We start from the raw sequence: 13,590 nt of genomic DNA, 5'->3' as shown, positions 1-13,590 counted from the left end.
CGACGACCCACCCCTTCACCTGGAGCCCTCCGTGCAGAACCTCGTCACCGATCTGCTGGCCACCCTCGCCTTCGGCGCGGTCGGCGTCGTCCTCATGGGCGTCGGCTACGGGCTGGTCGACCTGACCACGCCTGGCAAGCTCCACGAACTGATCTGGACCGAGCGCAACCGCAACGCGGCGCTGCTGCTCGCGTCCAACCTGCTCGGCGTCGGCACCATCGTGGTCGCGGCGATCGTCGCCAGCGACGACGACTTCGCCCTGGGGCTGGTCGGCGCGGCGGCGTACGGGATCGTCGGCCTGGTCATCATGGCCGCCGCGTTCCTGCTGCTCGACGCGGTGACCCCGGGTCGGCTCGGCGAGTTGCTTGTCGACCCGGAGCCGCACCCCGCCGTGTGGGTGTCGGCAGTGGTGCACCTGGCTACCGGCGCGATCATCGCCGCCGCGATCCTCTGATGACCGGGAGACCGCGGCCGGGCGGTGCCGGCCGGCCGTACCCGGGGGAATCGTGAGCACCGGGGTGCCGCCGGTGGTCGACGGCGGCACGGACGCCCGGCCGCACTGGCGGCTGGCCCGCGCGGCGGTGCTGCTCGCGGTCTTCGTCTGCGCCGCCTGCGGACTGGTCTACGAGCTGGCCCTGGTCGCGCTCGGTAGCTACCTCATCGGCGACACCGTCGGGCAGGCGTCGATCGTGCTCGGCGTGATGGTCTTCGCGATGGGGGTCGGCGCGCTTGTCGCGAAGCCGCTGCAGCCCCGGGCCGCCGCTGCGTTCGCGGTGATCGAACTGACCCTGGCCCTGCTCGGTGGCCTGTCCGTACTCGGCCTCTACGCCGCCTTTGCCTGGCTCGACCTGTACGGTCCGGCGCTTGTCGGCACCGCCTTCGTGCTGGGCCTGCTGATCGGCGCGGAGATTCCGCTGCTGATGGTGATGCTGCAGCGCATCCGCGAGCAGGCCGCCGGCAGTGCGGTGGCGGACCTGTTCGCCGCCGACTACGTCGGCGCGCTGCTCGGCGGGCTCGCCTTTCCGTTCCTGTTGATCCCCGTCTTCGGCCAGCTCAAGGGTGCACTGGTGGTCGGCGCGGTGAACGCGGTGGCCGGTCTCGCCCTGGTCTGCACGGTGTTCCGGAGGGAGCTGAGCCGCCGGGCCCGGCTCGTCCTCGGCGCCGGCTCCGTCGTGGTGGCGCTCAGCCTGGGGTACGCCTGGGTGACTGCCGCCGACTTCGAGGTGACCGCCCGGCAGCAGCTCTACCGGGACCCCGTGGTGCACGCCGAGCGCTCCCGTTACCAGGAGATCGTGCTGACCCGGTCGGTGCGCGAGGTCGGCCACGCCGACACCGACCTGCGGTTGTTCCTCAACGGTGATCTCCAGTTCAGCTCGGTCGACGAGTACCGCTACCACGAGGCGCTGGTGCATCCGGCGATGCGCGGCCCGCGCGGCGACGTACTGGTTCTCGGTGCCGGCGACGGCCTCGCCGTCCGGGAGATCCTGCGGTACCCCGACGTCCGCCGGGTGACAGTTGTCGACCTCGACCCGGCGGTGGTGGCGCTGGCCCGAACCGTGCCGCAGCTGAGGGCGCTCAACGGCGGCTCGCTCGACGACCCCCGCGTACGGGTGCTGAACACTGACGCGTTCGGCTGGCTGCGTACCGCCGCCGAGCGCTTCGACGTGGTGGTCGCCGACCTGCCCGACCCGGACGAGACGGCCACCGCCAAGCTCTACACCGTCGAGTTCTACGCGCTGATCAGGTCGGTGCTCGCCGAGCAGGGGCGGCTGGTGGTGCAGTCCGGCTCGCCGTACTTCGCGCCGCGCTCGTACTGGTCGATCGATGCGTCGGTGCGGGAAGCCGGCTTCGCCACCGTGCCGTACCACGTCGACGTGCCGTCCTTCGGCGACTGGGGTTTTCTGCTCGCCACGGCGGGAACCGTCCCGCCGGTGCTGGAACTGCCGGCCGACGCGCCCCGGTTGCGGTTCCTCGACCCGGGCGTGCTGCGGGCGGCGGCGGCCTTTCCCGCCGACCGCGCCCGCCTGAACGTGCCCCCGAGCACCCTCCTGCAACCGAGGGTCCTGGACTACGCCCGCACCGAGTGGCGCGGCTACTGACCCCACCACTGGCGCCTGAACAAGGCGGGCCGCGTCCGGAGAGTGTCCGCTCATGGCGCAAACCTCTTGATCAACAGGGTGGAGTGGGGGCGGGCGGGGAAAGGGTGGAGGCATGTTTGGGATGCGCAAGGGTTGGGAGCGCGAGTTGGGCGCCGCCGTCGACGAGTTGGTGGCGGCTGACACGCTCGCCTTCGGTGGGGTCGGCTTCGCCGGCCAGGTGTTGCCGGTGACGGAGGCGTACGAGCGGGTTTCGGCAGCCGCCGCCGACCACCCCGAGGAGGTCCGCCGGCAGCTCGACCGGGTGCTGGCCGACGGCACACCCGCCGGCCGGGCGTACGCGGCCACGCTGCTGGAGCGGCTCGACCCGGCGGCGGCCCGAGCGGCCTGGGCCTCGTTGCGGGACGACCCGAGCGAATTCACCACGTTCGTCGGCTGTGTGATGGACCGCGAAACCCTCGGCGACTACGCCAGTCGGCGGCTCGCCCCATCGTGATCCATCTGCGGACACGGACGAACCACCGCCCACCCGGCCGTCCACAGTGCGATCGTGCACAACAGGCGATGCCACCGCTGCCGTCGGTAGCTGAGCTGTCGGTCACGGTACGGGTCCCACCGGTGCCGAAGGTTGTTACCGTCTGCGCCGAGGTCCCTGGGGAGATGGTCGGGTGGGCAGGTCAGTGACGTACCTGGTGGTGGCGCTTGTCGTACTCGCGGCGGTCGTCATCGTGTTCGTCGTGCGGGGCCGGCGGCCGACGGCGGCCCGGCCCGGCGGGCGAACGTCGGACGGCCGGGCGGCGGAGCCACCGCGGGGCGACCCACTCCGCCTGGGCCTGGGCGACCGGGTACGGATCCGCAATCGGGAGTACGCGGTGAGCGGCACGATCCGCCTGGTCGAGGGGGACTGGAGCTGGGTGCAGCACCTGCTCGACGACGGCTCCGGCACCCGCTACCGGCTCTCCGTGGAGGACGGCGCCGAACTGGAGCTGGTGCTCTGGACGGCTGAGCCGGGCGCGAGCGTGACCCCGGGTGCCCCGACCATCGACCTCGGTCGGCGGCGCTACACCTGGGCCGAGACGGGGCAGGCGCGCTACACCGCCACCGCGGAGACCGGGCTGCCGTCGGCAGGGACGATGCGCTATCACGACTACCAGTCCGGCGGCGCGGCACGACTCTCCTTCGAGGCGTACGGGGAAGAGGGTTGGCGAGTGGCCCGCGGTGACCTGCTCGACCCCGCTGACCTGACGATCCTTCCCAGACCACTGGAGCGCTGAGCCCGAGCCGGGTGGGCGTGCCGACTTGTTACGGCATGCCGAAATGGCCGGTTGCCGATACGGTGTGGGCGCGATTTGAGGGAAGGAGAATCATGGTCGATTCCCAGAGCGTGCCGGCCCGTCAGCGGCCATCCATTGTATCGATCTCCAGCTATCTGCTCTTCCTGTTCCTGGCCTGCCAGGTGCTCACACTGATCGTCACGCTCAGCACCATCGGTGCGACGCGCGACGCGATCCGAGCGGCGTACGAGGGCAGCAACGTCGACGGCGCCGATCAGGTGGGCGACGTCTTCCTCGCCATCGGCGTCGGCAGCAGCATCCTGCTGTTGCTGCTCGCGATCGTGCTGGCTGTGCTGGCCCTGTTCAACAACCAGGGCCGCAACGGCGCCCGGATCACCACCTGGATCGTCGGCGGCATCATGGTCTGCTGCGTGGGCGGCGGTCTGCTCAGCAACGCGGCCGGCGGTTTCACCGGCAGCGGTGACGCCGGCGGCGACGGGCCGAGCGCCGAGGAGATCCAGCGTCGCCTGGAGGAGGCGCTGCCCTCCTGGGCCCAACCGGTCAGCCTGGTGCTCGGCGTGATCAGCCTGATCGCGCTGCTCACGGCGCTGATCCTGCTGGCGCTGCCCAAGGCCAACCCGTTCTTCCGCAAGGCCACCGCGGCCTGGGAGCCACCGACCCCGGGCGCCAGCTACCCGGGTGCCCCGCAGGCCCCGGGTCAGCCCGGTTACCCGCAGGCCCCGGGTCAGCCCGGTTACCCGCAGGCCCCGGGCCAGCCCGGCTACCCGCAGTCGTCAGGTGAGCCGGGCTATCCGTCGAGTGCGGAGCCGAGCTACCCGCCGCCACCGGCGGACCGCCCGGACGACACGCCGCCCGCGGACCGGCCCGGGTCCACCCCGCCGTCGACGAGTTGACGGCCCGGTAGGCACGACGCCGACGATCCCTCCGAGTAGGTTGCAAGCCGACGCCTACCGGAGGGATTCGTCGTGTCGTACCCCGAATCGGCATCGGCCCGCCGGCCCGCCGTCGTCCTGTCGGCCGCAACCGTGCTGTGGGTGATGGCGGTGGCCGCGCTCGCGTACACCGTGGTCGACCTGATCGTGCTGGGCGGGACGGTCGACGCGTTCCGCTCCGCCGCCCGGGACACCTCGGCCAGCCCGGAGCAGATCGACGACGTGGTGACCCTCATCCGCGCGTCCGCCGTGCTGTCCGCGGTGGTGGCGGCGCTCTCCGCGCCGGTGCTCGCCGGCCTGGCCCTCGGGCTGCTGGCGGCTCGCAACGGCGTCCGGGTGGCTACCTGGGTGGTCAGTGGGCTCGGCGTGCTCGGCGGCTGTTGCAGCGTGGCGGTGCTCATCGGTGAACGGGCCGCGCCCCTGCAACTGGGTGCCGACGACAAGGCTCTCGCCGAGTTGCTGGGCCTGGTCGGCGACGCGTACCCGTCCTGGTGGATCCCGCTCAACGCCGGGCTTTCCGTCGGGCAGGGGCTCGGTTACCTTGTAGTAGCTGCGCTGCTGGCCCTGCCGGCGGCAAACGCCTGGTTCGGTCACCGCCGCTCGACCGCGCCGCCGCCACCATCCGCGCCACCCGCGTTCACGTCCGCCCCGCACCAACCGCCGTCGGCGCCGCCCGCGCCCCCGTACCCGCCCAGATGAGGACAGCCCCGTGCCGCTCGACCCCACGACTGCCGAGCGTCGAGCCCTGATCACCGGGGCCACCGCCGGCATCGGCGCGGCGTTCGCCCGGCGGCTGGCCGCCGACGGATGGCACCTGGTGCTCGTCGCCCGCGACGCGGCCCGGTTGACCGAGCTGGCCGGCGAGTTGGGTTCCGCCCACGGCCGCGAGATGGAGACGATCCCGGCGGATCTGTCCACCGACGACGGGTGCGCCATCGTGGAGCGACGGCTCACCGACGGCGGCCCGGTGCACCTGCTTGTCAACAACGCCGGGATCAGCTTGAACAAACCGTTCCTGCGTTCCACGGCGGAGGACGAGGCGCGCCTGTTGCGGCTCAACGTGCACGCGGTCATGCGACTGACCCTGGCGGCGTTGCGACAGATGACCGAACGCCGAAATGGGGCAGTGATAAATGTCTCTTCGGTAGCTGGGTTCGGTACGGCCATGCCCGGTTCGACGTACTCGGCCAGCAAGGCGTGGGTCACCAACTTCAGCGAGTCCGTCGGTCTGTCAGCCCGACCGTTCGGGGTCCGGGTGATGGCCCTCTGCCCCGGCTACACCCGCACGGAGTTCCATCAGCGGGCCGGCATCAACATGTCGAAGACGCCCGAGTGGCTGTGGCTGCGGGCCGAGGATGTGGTCGCCGAAGCCCTGCGTGACCTGGGCAAAGGCAAGATGGTCAGTGTCCCCGCATGGAAGTACAAGGTGGTCGTCGCCGGCATGCGGCATGCGCCGCGTCGACTGCTCCAGGCGGTCGCCCGGGACACTCGCGGTCGGATCGGTCGCGACGAGCGCTGAGCCTCGACAGGCCCGTCGGCCCCCGGAGGCCGGTGCGGAGACGTTGGCGCGCCGCTGTCACGACAGTCGCTGAGCGTAGTCGAACATCGCCAACCATCGGTCCCTCGCCGGGCTGGTCAGGGTGGACCCCACACACGCCGTTCAGACTTGCGCAGTAACCTCTATCGCCATGGGGGACCACGACGACCTGCGTAAATTCATTACCGACCTGGCCGTGGTCCACGGGCGGGTCGTGCTCTCGTCGGGGCGGGAGGCAGACTGGTACGTGGATCTGCGGCGCGTCACGCTCCATCACCAGGCCGCTCCTCTGGTCGGCCGGGTGTTGCTCGACCTCACCGCCGACTGGGATTACGCCGCTGTCGGCGGCCTCACCCTGGGCGCGGATCCCGTCGCGCTCTCGATGCTGCACGCCACCGCTCCGACCGGTCGTGCCCTGGACGCCTTTGTGGTGCGCAAGGCGGGCAAGGCGCACGGTCTGCAACGGCGGATCGAGGGACCGGAGGTGGCCGGCCGCCGGGTGTTGGCGGTGGAAGATACGTCCACGACGGGCGGAAGTGTGTTGACCGCTGTCGAGGCGCTTCGCGAGGCCGGAGCGGAAGTCGTGGGCGTGGCGGTTATTGTTGATCGAGGGGCCGGCGACGCGGTGCGAGCCGCCGGATTGCCTTACCGGGCGGCCTATACGTTGGCTGACCTCGGCCTTGTGGCGTAAAAGTTTGCCGATTCGGATCTGCTGATATGCAGGCGGATCGATGCTGCTGGTGGAAGGATGGAATACGTGGGAACTGCGTTGGCCGAAATGACTATGCCTCAGATCTCGCCGCTTAACGGCGAGCCGATCGAACGTGCCGATGCCGAGCGTCTCGCCGGGGTCCTCAAGGCCCTTGCGGATCCTGCTCGGCTGCGGCTGCTCAGCCTGATCCAGTCGGCCCCAGAGGGCGAGGCGTGCGTCTGTGACCTGACGGCGCCGCTCGGCCTCTCTCAGCCGACGGTCAGTCATCACCTGCGTATCCTCACCGAGGCGGGCTTGCTGCAGCGGGAGAAGCGCGGTGTCTGGGCGTACTACAGCCTGGTCCCGAGTGCGATCGCGACGATCGCCGACCTGCTGACCCCGCCGCGTAAGCGGGCCACCAAGAAGGCCCGCTGACGTAGGCACTGCACGCCGTCCCGCGCCGGGACGGCGTCCGGTGGCGAGCCAGGGGTGGCGTCACCGGTGGGTAACACCTGCTCGTCCCCGGCCGCACCGCCGGAGGCCGGGTTCGACATGCCGACGGCCGACCCCCGCACCAGGGGGCCGGCCGTCGTCGTCGTACGTGGGCTCAGTGGTCCTGGCCGTGCTCCGGGCGGTGCCGGCCGTGCTGGTGCCGGTCGTGGTCGAACGCCTCGCGGGCCGCCTCCACCGCGCCGGCGGCGCTGGCCGTCGCGACCACCGCGACCGCCTCGCCGCGCTTGCGGGCACGCCTGTCGCGGAGGAACTCGAAGAAGATCGGCAACACCGAGATCAGGATGATCAGGGCCACCACCGGCAGGATGTAGCGGTCGATCTTGTCGCCGATGGCGTCGTAGATCTGCTCCGCGAGCAGGTAGCCGATCAGCAGGATGCCGTCCACCCAGAGGACCGCGCCGACGATGTTCCAGACCAGGAACTTCCGGGCCGGCATGCCGAGCGCGCCCGCGACCGGGTTGAGGAACGTCCGGACGATCGGGATGAAGCGCGCCAGCACCACGGCCTTCGCCGGGCCGAACTTCTGGAAGTAGTACTCGGCCTTCTCCACGTACTCCTTCTTGAAGAGCCGGGAGTTCGGCCGCTCGAACATCGGCCGGCCGTACCGGGCGCCGAGCCAGTGCCCCAGCTGGGCGCCGAGGATCGCGCAGACCGGGCCACCGACCAGCAGGGCGGGCAGCGAAAGACGGGTGCCGTCACCGAAGATCGCGTCCGCCACCGGCGACGAGGCCACCCCGGCGAGGAACAGCAGTGAGTCGCCCGGGAAGAAGAAGCCCACGAGCAGGCCGGTTTCGGCGAAGAGGATCACCCACACGCCGATCAGCCCGAAGGTCTGCAACAGATCCTTGGGATCGAGCGGGTTCAGGGCGACGCTCTCCACGAGAGCGCGGGTCTTCTCAGCTGTGTCCACGGCCACAAAGGGTACCGAAGCCCAAGGTCCCGGCCGCGCCGGACCGGTCCCGCACCACCCGCCGGCGTCGTGGAGTTCGGTCAGCTCTGCTGCAATGTTCCGCCCGCCCGCTTCCGTCATCTCGGTAGGAGCCCCGGGAGGTGCAGTGACGTACGAGGAGTTCGCGGACACGCGGCTGGCCCCGCTACTGCGGTACGCGGTGATGCTGACCGGTGATCCGCACCAGGCCCAGGATCTGGTTCAGGACACCATGGTCCGGGTCCAGCTCAACTGGCGTCGGGTCGCCCGGGCGGATTCGCCCGAGCACTACGTGCGCCGGATGCTCACCAACCAGTACGTCGACTGGCGGCGTGGCTCCTGGGTCCGCCGGGTGCTGCTGCGCGGGGAGGCCGACGCGACAGTGCCGGTGCCCACCGATCACACGCAGACCGCCGTGGACCGGGACCAGATCTGGTCCTGGCTGTCCCGTCTGCCGCGCCGGCAACGGGCCACCCTGGTGCTGCGCTACTACGAGGACCTGCCCGACGCCGAGATCGCCGACATCCTCGGCTGTGCCGTCGGGACCGTACGTTCGTCCATCTCCCGGGCGCTGGCCACGCTTCGGGCCGAGTACGTGGAGGCGTGAACATGATTGAGGACGACCTGCGTGCCGCCTTCGACCGGCACGAGCCGCTGACCCCACCGACCGGCCCGGTACGGGCGGCGATCGACAGGCTGGCGGCACGTCGCCGGCAGCGTCGGCGTCGCTGGCAGGCCGGTGGCGCGGCCCTGGCCGTGCTCGGCGTACTGGGCATCGGGGTGCCGCTGTTCACCCCCGAACGCGCCGGGAGGCCGCAGACCGCCGACCTGATCGGCGCGCCGGATCGACCGGTGACGACGGGTGCGGTGACCGTCCTGCTGCTCGGCATCGACAGTCGACCGCCCGCCCCGCCGCTTGCCGACTCGGTACTGCTGCTGCACCTTCCGGCCGACCGCAGCCGCCCGTACCTGATCTCACTGCCCCGCGACCTGCGGGTGCCGATTTCCGGCCATGACAACGACAAACTGAACGCGGCGTTCGCGTTCGGTGCGGGCTACGGGCCAACGGATCTGACCAAGGGCTATGAGCTGACCCGGCAGACGGTGGCGAAGCTGACCGGCGTCCGCATCGAGACCGGTGTGGTGTTGACGTACTCCGCTCTGCGGTCGCTGACGAACGAGGTGGGCGGGGTGCCGGTCTGCCTGGATGAGCAGGTGCGGTCGGTCCACACCCGGCGGGTCTTCCCGGCCGCGTGCCAGCGGCTCGACGGCGCCGCGGCTGTCGACCTGCTCCGCCAGCGACGCGGGCTGTCCGAGGGCAGTCAGGACCGGGACCGCAACGCCCGGATCTTCGCCGCCGGGCTTGTGCGTTCGGCCTCCGACCAGGGCGTGCTGACCAATCCGGTACGACTGACCAGGCTGCTGAGCGCCGTCGGGCCGGACCTCGCCGTGTCACCGGGTGAGGCCACCATGCTGGACCTGATGCGGCTCGTTCCGACGCTGCGCTCGCTGGACCCGGTCGGGCTCAGCCTGCCGGTGCACGAGCCGACCGGGCGCAGCCGCTACCTGGAGGCGGACCCGAAGCTCGCCCCGGAGTTCCTGACCGCACTGCGCGAGGATCGGCTCGGCGACTGGGTGGCCCGTCACCCGAAGCTTGTGGACGGCGCCCGCTGAACACTCAGCGGTAGTCGTCCTCGTCTCCGGTGACCACCCGGGCCTGCTCCATGGCGTCCCAGTCGTCGACCTCCAGGCCGCGCTGCGGCGCATCGTCGCCGTCGACAGGGCCGGCCGGGGCGGCCTGCTCGACGGCGTCCGCCGGCTCCGCCTCGGGGTTGCGCTCGTCCGGGGCGAGGTGGTCGCCGGGGGCGAAGTCCTCGTCGGGCTGACCCATCATCCCTCCCGGGGGTCTCGGGGCACGGTTCCCACCCACCGTACGGGCTGAGCCGGCACCGCGCCCGGAAGCGGAGTAGGCGGAATCAGCCCTCGACGACGCGACCCGGTGCCAGGATGGTGCGGTGGGCTTTCTCATCCGACTGCTGATCACCGCGGTCGCTCTGTGGATAACCACGCTCATCGTGCCCGGCGTCGACGTGCACGGCCGCTCGGGTGGCAACACCGTGCTCACCCTGATCGTGGTGGCGCTGATCTTCGGCGTGATCAACGCGGTGCTCAAACCGATCATCCGCGTGGTCGGCTGCGTGTTCTACCTACTGACCCTGGGCCTGTTCGCGCTCGTGGTGAACGCGTTGCTGTTCCTGCTCACCGACCGGATCGCCCGCGGGCTCGACCTGCCGTTCCAGGTGGACGGTTTCTGGGCGGCGTTCTGGGGAGCCATCGTGATGACGGTGGTCACCTGGCTGATCAGCGTCATCGTGCCGGACAACCTGGACCGCCGGTGAACCGCTAGCACCCGGGTCGGTTGTTCCGGCGCACCTCACCTACGGGATACTGCCGGGCGGAGGACAGCGCGGTCCGGCGCACAAATGAACAACAGCGGCCAGCACGGCCGAGAGTGGTAAGTAAGGAGCGCATCACATGCCCATCGCTTCCCCCGAGGCCTACGCGGAGATGCTGGACCGCGCCAAGGCTGGCCGGTACGCGTACCCCGCGATCAACGTGACCTCCTCGCAGACGCTGAACGCGGCGCTCAAGGGCTTTGCCGACGCGGAGAGCGACGGCATCATCCAGGTCTCCACAGGTGGCGCCGAATACCTTTCCGGCCCCTCGATCAAGGACATGGTCACCGGCGCCGTGGCGTTCGCCGCGTACGCGCACGAGGTCGCCAAGAAGTACTCGGTGAACATCGCCCTGCACACCGACCACTGCCCGAAGGACAAGCTGGACAAGTTCGTCCGTCCGCTGATGGGTATCTCGCAGGAGCGGGTGAAGCGCGGCGAGGAGCCGCTGTACCAGTCGCACATGTGGGACGGCTCGGCCGTGCCGGTCGCCGAGAACCTCCAGATCGCCGCCCAGCTCCTCGACGAGGCCGCCAAGGCCAAGATCGTCCTGGAGATCGAGGTCGGCGTCGTCGGTGGCGAGGAGGACGGCGTCGAGAACGCCATCAACGACAAGCTCTACACCACCACCGATGACGGCCTGGCCATGGTCGAGGCGCTCGGCCTCGGCGAGAAGGGCCGCTACATGGCGGCGCTGACCTTCGGCAACGTGCACGGCGTCTACAAGCCGGGCAACGTCAAGCTGCGTCCGGAGATCCTCAAGCAGATCCAGGACGCCGTCGGCGCCAAGTACGGCAAGGACAAGCCGCTCAGCCTGGTCTTCCACGGCGGCTCCGGCTCCCTGCTGAGCGAGATCCGCGAGGCTCTCGACTACGGCGTGGTGAAGATGAACATCGACACCGACACCCAGTACGCCTTCACCCGGCCCGTCGCGGACCACATGCTCCGCAACTACGACGGCGTGCTGAAGATCGACGGCGAGGTCGGCAACAAGAAGCAGTACGACCCGCGCGCCTGGGGCAAGGCCGCCGAGGCCGGCCTGGCCGCCCGGGTCGTCGAGGCGTGCGAGCACCTGCGCTCGACCGGCACCACGATGACCAAGTAACGACGCACCACCAACGGCCGGCTTCCCTCGCGGGGAGCCGGCCGTCGTCGTTCAGGCGGTGAGCAGGCGGACAGCCTCGCGTACGTCGTCGGTGAGATGGATCGTCGACGACAGGTCACCGAACGGCGACGCGGCCAGCAGCGGACGCAACAACGCCTCCACCGGCAGCTCGGAGGTCCAGTAGCCGCGGTCCAGGAAGATGTACGCGCCGCTGGCGCCGTCGGTGCCGTAGTAGGTCTTGGTGGCCGCCTGGAACACCTCCTGCACCGTGCCCGCCCGCCCCGGCGCGAAGACGATGCCGCCCCGGGCGAGCCGCAGGATGGTGTCCTCCCGGATCGCGTTGGAGAAGTACTTGGCGATCCGCCCGGCGAACAGGTTCGCCGGCTCGTGCCCGTACAGCCAGGTCGGGATGGCCAGGCCACCGGCCCGCGCCCAGGCGAGATCGTCACCACGTTGCCGGGGCACGCCCGCGTACCGTTGCCGCACCGTCAACGCCGTGGCCGTGTACCGGTGGTGGTCGGTGAAGTCGGGCGCGCCGGCCAACAGGTCGATCGCCTCGGTCAACTCGGCCGCCGGCCGGTCCGCCAGGTAGGCGCCGAGATTCGCCGCCTCCATCACCCCCGGACCGCCGCCGGTCACCACCAGCCGGTCGGCCCGCGCCAGCTCCCAACCCAGCACGGCAGCCATCCGGTACGGCGCACTGCCACGCCGTACCGCGTGCCCACCCATGATGCCCACCACCGACTGCGACCCGTGTCGGGCCAGCCAGGCCCGGGTGGCGTCGGTGAGCGCATTGTCCACGCCGTGGTCGTGCAGGCGCTGACCCAGCGCCTCCTTGACGTCCGGCAGCGCGCCGCCGTGCGCCCGGTAGTGGTCGTACACCCGGGTGTCGTACATCCCGGTGAACCCGCCCTCGGCGAACCCGGCCGCCAACTCCTCCGGGGTGTAGAGGTGCGACGGCTGGGTCGGGTACGGCAGCCCCGAGAACGGCGGCACCACGTTCGCGCCGCGCCGGACCAGGTCGGCCCCGACGTCCCGGGAGGCGAACCGGCATCCCACGAAGAGCGTGCCGGCGACCTCGACGTCCCGGAGGTCGGGCACCGGCGCCAGGTCGAGGCGCAGGCCCTGCACGGTGAGCCCGGTCAGTCGGCCGGTGGCCAACTGCCTGTCGAACTCGTCGCGGGTCTGGATCTCGTCGGCGTGCAGCTGCGGCTCGATGACGTCCGCGGGAGGTGGAGTCGGCACCCGGCCATCCTGCCCCTCGGTCGGGGGCGGCCAAACCTCGGGCCTGGGGTGCGACCGACAGGAGCCCGGTGACCGTGGCCACCGGGCTCCTGCGTAACCGGTTCCTGGGGAGGCTCCGGACCATTAGTTGTAGTGGAAAACACTTGGCAGCGGCATGGGCCGCAGGCGTGACCAACTCCTCAGCCGTTCAGCCGAACGCGTCAGCCGACCCGCTCGCGTGTCGCCCCCTCCACCGGGTTGAATGGGGCGATGCAGAACCTTTTGCCAGAGCCACCGGCCACCCGCCTGCCCGCGAACGACGAGGCCGACGCCGCCCTGGCTGCCGCCGAGGAGGCCGGCACCGAGGAGGCGTTCGCCAGTGTGGCGGCCGGCTTCCCCACCTTCAGCGCTGCCTGGGCGGAACTCGCCGCCCGGTCGTTCGCGCAGGACCAGGTGGTGACGGCGTACGCCTACGCGCGCACCGGCTACCACCGGGGCCTCGACCAGCTACGCCGGAGCGGGTGGAAGGGGCACGGCCCGGTGCCGTGGTCACACGAGCCCAACCGGGGCTTCCTCCGCTGCCTCTACGTGCTGTCGCGAGCCGCGGACGAGATCGGCGAGGCCGACGAGGCGGCCCGCTGCGCCCAGTTCCTGCGTGACTGCGACCCGGAAGCGGCAGACGCGCTCGCGAGCAACTGACCCGATCCGACGGCCGGCCCGACGTCGTCCTCTCCGGTGACAACCTGGTGATCGCCAAGTACAGCAAGAACCAGGACCTGGCGCTGCGCCTGGTGAACATGCTGACCACCGCCG

General features: G+C 70.8%; 17 protein-coding genes. 14 read left to right on the top strand and 3 right to left on the bottom strand.

All coding sequences use genetic code 11. The features are described 5' to 3' along the window. The first annotated feature begins 31 nt into the window (after window positions 1-31). The 9 genes from AB0F61_RS14925 to AB0F61_RS14885 all read left to right on the top strand — a co-directional run bounded on the left by AB0F61_RS14925 (window position 32) and on the right by AB0F61_RS14885 (window position 6,986). On the top strand, window positions 32-454 hold the full coding sequence (locus AB0F61_RS14925) for a DUF350 domain-containing protein (RefSeq protein ID WP_357809049.1): 423 nt from the start codon (window positions 32-34) through the stop codon (window positions 452-454). A gap of 52 nt (window positions 455-506) precedes the next feature. After that, complete coding sequence (locus AB0F61_RS14920) at window positions 507-2,099, top strand: polyamine aminopropyltransferase (RefSeq protein ID WP_357809047.1); 1,593 nt, start codon at window positions 507-509, stop codon at window positions 2,097-2,099. Window positions 2,100-2,211: 112 nt separating this feature from the next. Further along, the gene (locus AB0F61_RS14915; protein WP_357809044.1) at window positions 2,212-2,592 is read left to right on the top strand and encodes a hypothetical protein; all 381 of its coding nucleotides are present in this window, start codon (window positions 2,212-2,214) and stop codon (window positions 2,590-2,592) included. Between the two features lie 172 nt (window positions 2,593-2,764). Then, the gene (locus tag AB0F61_RS14910) at window positions 2,765-3,370 is read left to right on the top strand and encodes a DUF4178 domain-containing protein (protein WP_357809041.1); all 606 of its coding nucleotides are present in this window, start codon (window positions 2,765-2,767) and stop codon (window positions 3,368-3,370) included. A gap of 92 nt (window positions 3,371-3,462) precedes the next feature. Next, window positions 3,463-4,284 carry a hypothetical protein gene (locus AB0F61_RS14905; RefSeq protein WP_357809038.1) on the top strand — a complete coding sequence of 274 codons (822 nt, stop codon included), beginning with the start codon at window positions 3,463-3,465 and terminating at the stop codon, window positions 4,282-4,284. 72 nt (window positions 4,285-4,356) lie between these two features. Beyond that, window positions 4,357-5,022: a hypothetical protein gene (locus AB0F61_RS14900; protein ID WP_357809035.1), complete on the top strand. Its 666-nt coding sequence runs from the start codon at window positions 4,357-4,359 to the stop codon at window positions 5,020-5,022. A 10-nt stretch (window positions 5,023-5,032) separates the two neighbouring features. After that, entirely contained in the window at window positions 5,033-5,842 is an 810-nt protein-coding gene (locus tag AB0F61_RS14895) for an SDR family oxidoreductase (RefSeq protein ID WP_357809032.1), read from the top strand. 169 nt (window positions 5,843-6,011) lie between these two features. Then, the gene (locus AB0F61_RS14890) at window positions 6,012-6,551 is read left to right on the top strand and encodes an orotate phosphoribosyltransferase (protein ID WP_357809029.1); all 540 of its coding nucleotides are present in this window, start codon (window positions 6,012-6,014) and stop codon (window positions 6,549-6,551) included. 57 nt (window positions 6,552-6,608) lie between these two features. Next, a complete protein-coding gene (locus AB0F61_RS14885; protein ID WP_030332125.1) occupies window positions 6,609-6,986 on the top strand; it encodes a metalloregulator ArsR/SmtB family transcription factor in 378 nt (125 codons plus the stop codon). Between the two features lie 172 nt (window positions 6,987-7,158). Here AB0F61_RS14885 and AB0F61_RS14880 read toward each other — a convergent pair whose 3' ends face one another. Next, the gene (locus tag AB0F61_RS14880; protein WP_357809026.1) at window positions 7,159-7,980 is read right to left on the bottom strand and encodes a DedA family protein; all 822 of its coding nucleotides are present in this window, start codon (window positions 7,978-7,980) and stop codon (window positions 7,159-7,161) included. A gap of 139 nt (window positions 7,981-8,119) precedes the next feature. Between AB0F61_RS14880 and AB0F61_RS14875 the strand changes: the two genes are divergently transcribed. Both AB0F61_RS14875 and AB0F61_RS14870 read left to right on the top strand, forming a co-directional pair. Continuing rightward, window positions 8,120-8,599: a SigE family RNA polymerase sigma factor gene (locus tag AB0F61_RS14875; RefSeq protein WP_357809024.1), complete on the top strand. Its 480-nt coding sequence runs from the start codon at window positions 8,120-8,122 to the stop codon at window positions 8,597-8,599. Window positions 8,600-8,601: 2 nt separating this feature from the next. After that, window positions 8,602-9,666, top strand: a complete 1,065-nt coding sequence (locus AB0F61_RS14870; RefSeq protein ID WP_357809022.1) for an LCP family protein — start codon at window positions 8,602-8,604, stop codon at window positions 9,664-9,666. 4 nt (window positions 9,667-9,670) lie between these two features. Here the strand turns inward: AB0F61_RS14870 and AB0F61_RS14865 are convergent, their stop codons facing one another. Further along, the gene (locus AB0F61_RS14865) at window positions 9,671-9,883 is read right to left on the bottom strand and encodes a hypothetical protein (RefSeq protein ID WP_357809019.1); all 213 of its coding nucleotides are present in this window, start codon (window positions 9,881-9,883) and stop codon (window positions 9,671-9,673) included. 124 nt (window positions 9,884-10,007) lie between these two features. Between AB0F61_RS14865 and AB0F61_RS14860 the strand changes: the two genes are divergently transcribed. Together AB0F61_RS14860 and fbaA are read left to right on the top strand one after the other, a co-directional pair. Then, the gene (locus AB0F61_RS14860; RefSeq protein WP_357809016.1) at window positions 10,008-10,391 is read left to right on the top strand and encodes a phage holin family protein; all 384 of its coding nucleotides are present in this window, start codon (window positions 10,008-10,010) and stop codon (window positions 10,389-10,391) included. 136 nt (window positions 10,392-10,527) lie between these two features. Next, window positions 10,528-11,553 (top strand): class II fructose-bisphosphate aldolase, encoded by a 1,026-nt coding sequence (fbaA, locus tag AB0F61_RS14855; protein ID WP_112640940.1) that lies wholly within the window; start codon window positions 10,528-10,530, stop codon window positions 11,551-11,553. Window positions 11,554-11,604: 51 nt separating this feature from the next. On the opposite strand, the gene AB0F61_RS14850 is transcribed toward fbaA, so the two are convergent. Continuing rightward, on the bottom strand, window positions 11,605-12,798 hold the full coding sequence (locus AB0F61_RS14850) for a hypothetical protein (RefSeq protein ID WP_357809012.1): 1,194 nt from the start codon (window positions 12,796-12,798) through the stop codon (window positions 11,605-11,607). 249 nt (window positions 12,799-13,047) lie between these two features. Between AB0F61_RS14850 and AB0F61_RS14845 the strand changes: the two genes are divergently transcribed. Further along, window positions 13,048-13,476 carry a DUF3151 domain-containing protein gene (locus AB0F61_RS14845; RefSeq protein ID WP_357809010.1) on the top strand — a complete coding sequence of 143 codons (429 nt, stop codon included), beginning with the start codon at window positions 13,048-13,050 and terminating at the stop codon, window positions 13,474-13,476. Window positions 13,477-13,590 lie beyond the last annotated feature (114 nt).

This window comes from Micromonospora sp. NPDC023888 (assembly GCF_040639415.1).
In the GTDB taxonomy this organism is placed as follows: Bacteria; Actinomycetota; Actinomycetes; order Mycobacteriales; family Micromonosporaceae; genus Micromonospora.
The sequence above is the reverse complement of the archived record's forward strand: the minus strand, read 5'-3'. Positions and strand labels throughout refer to the sequence as shown.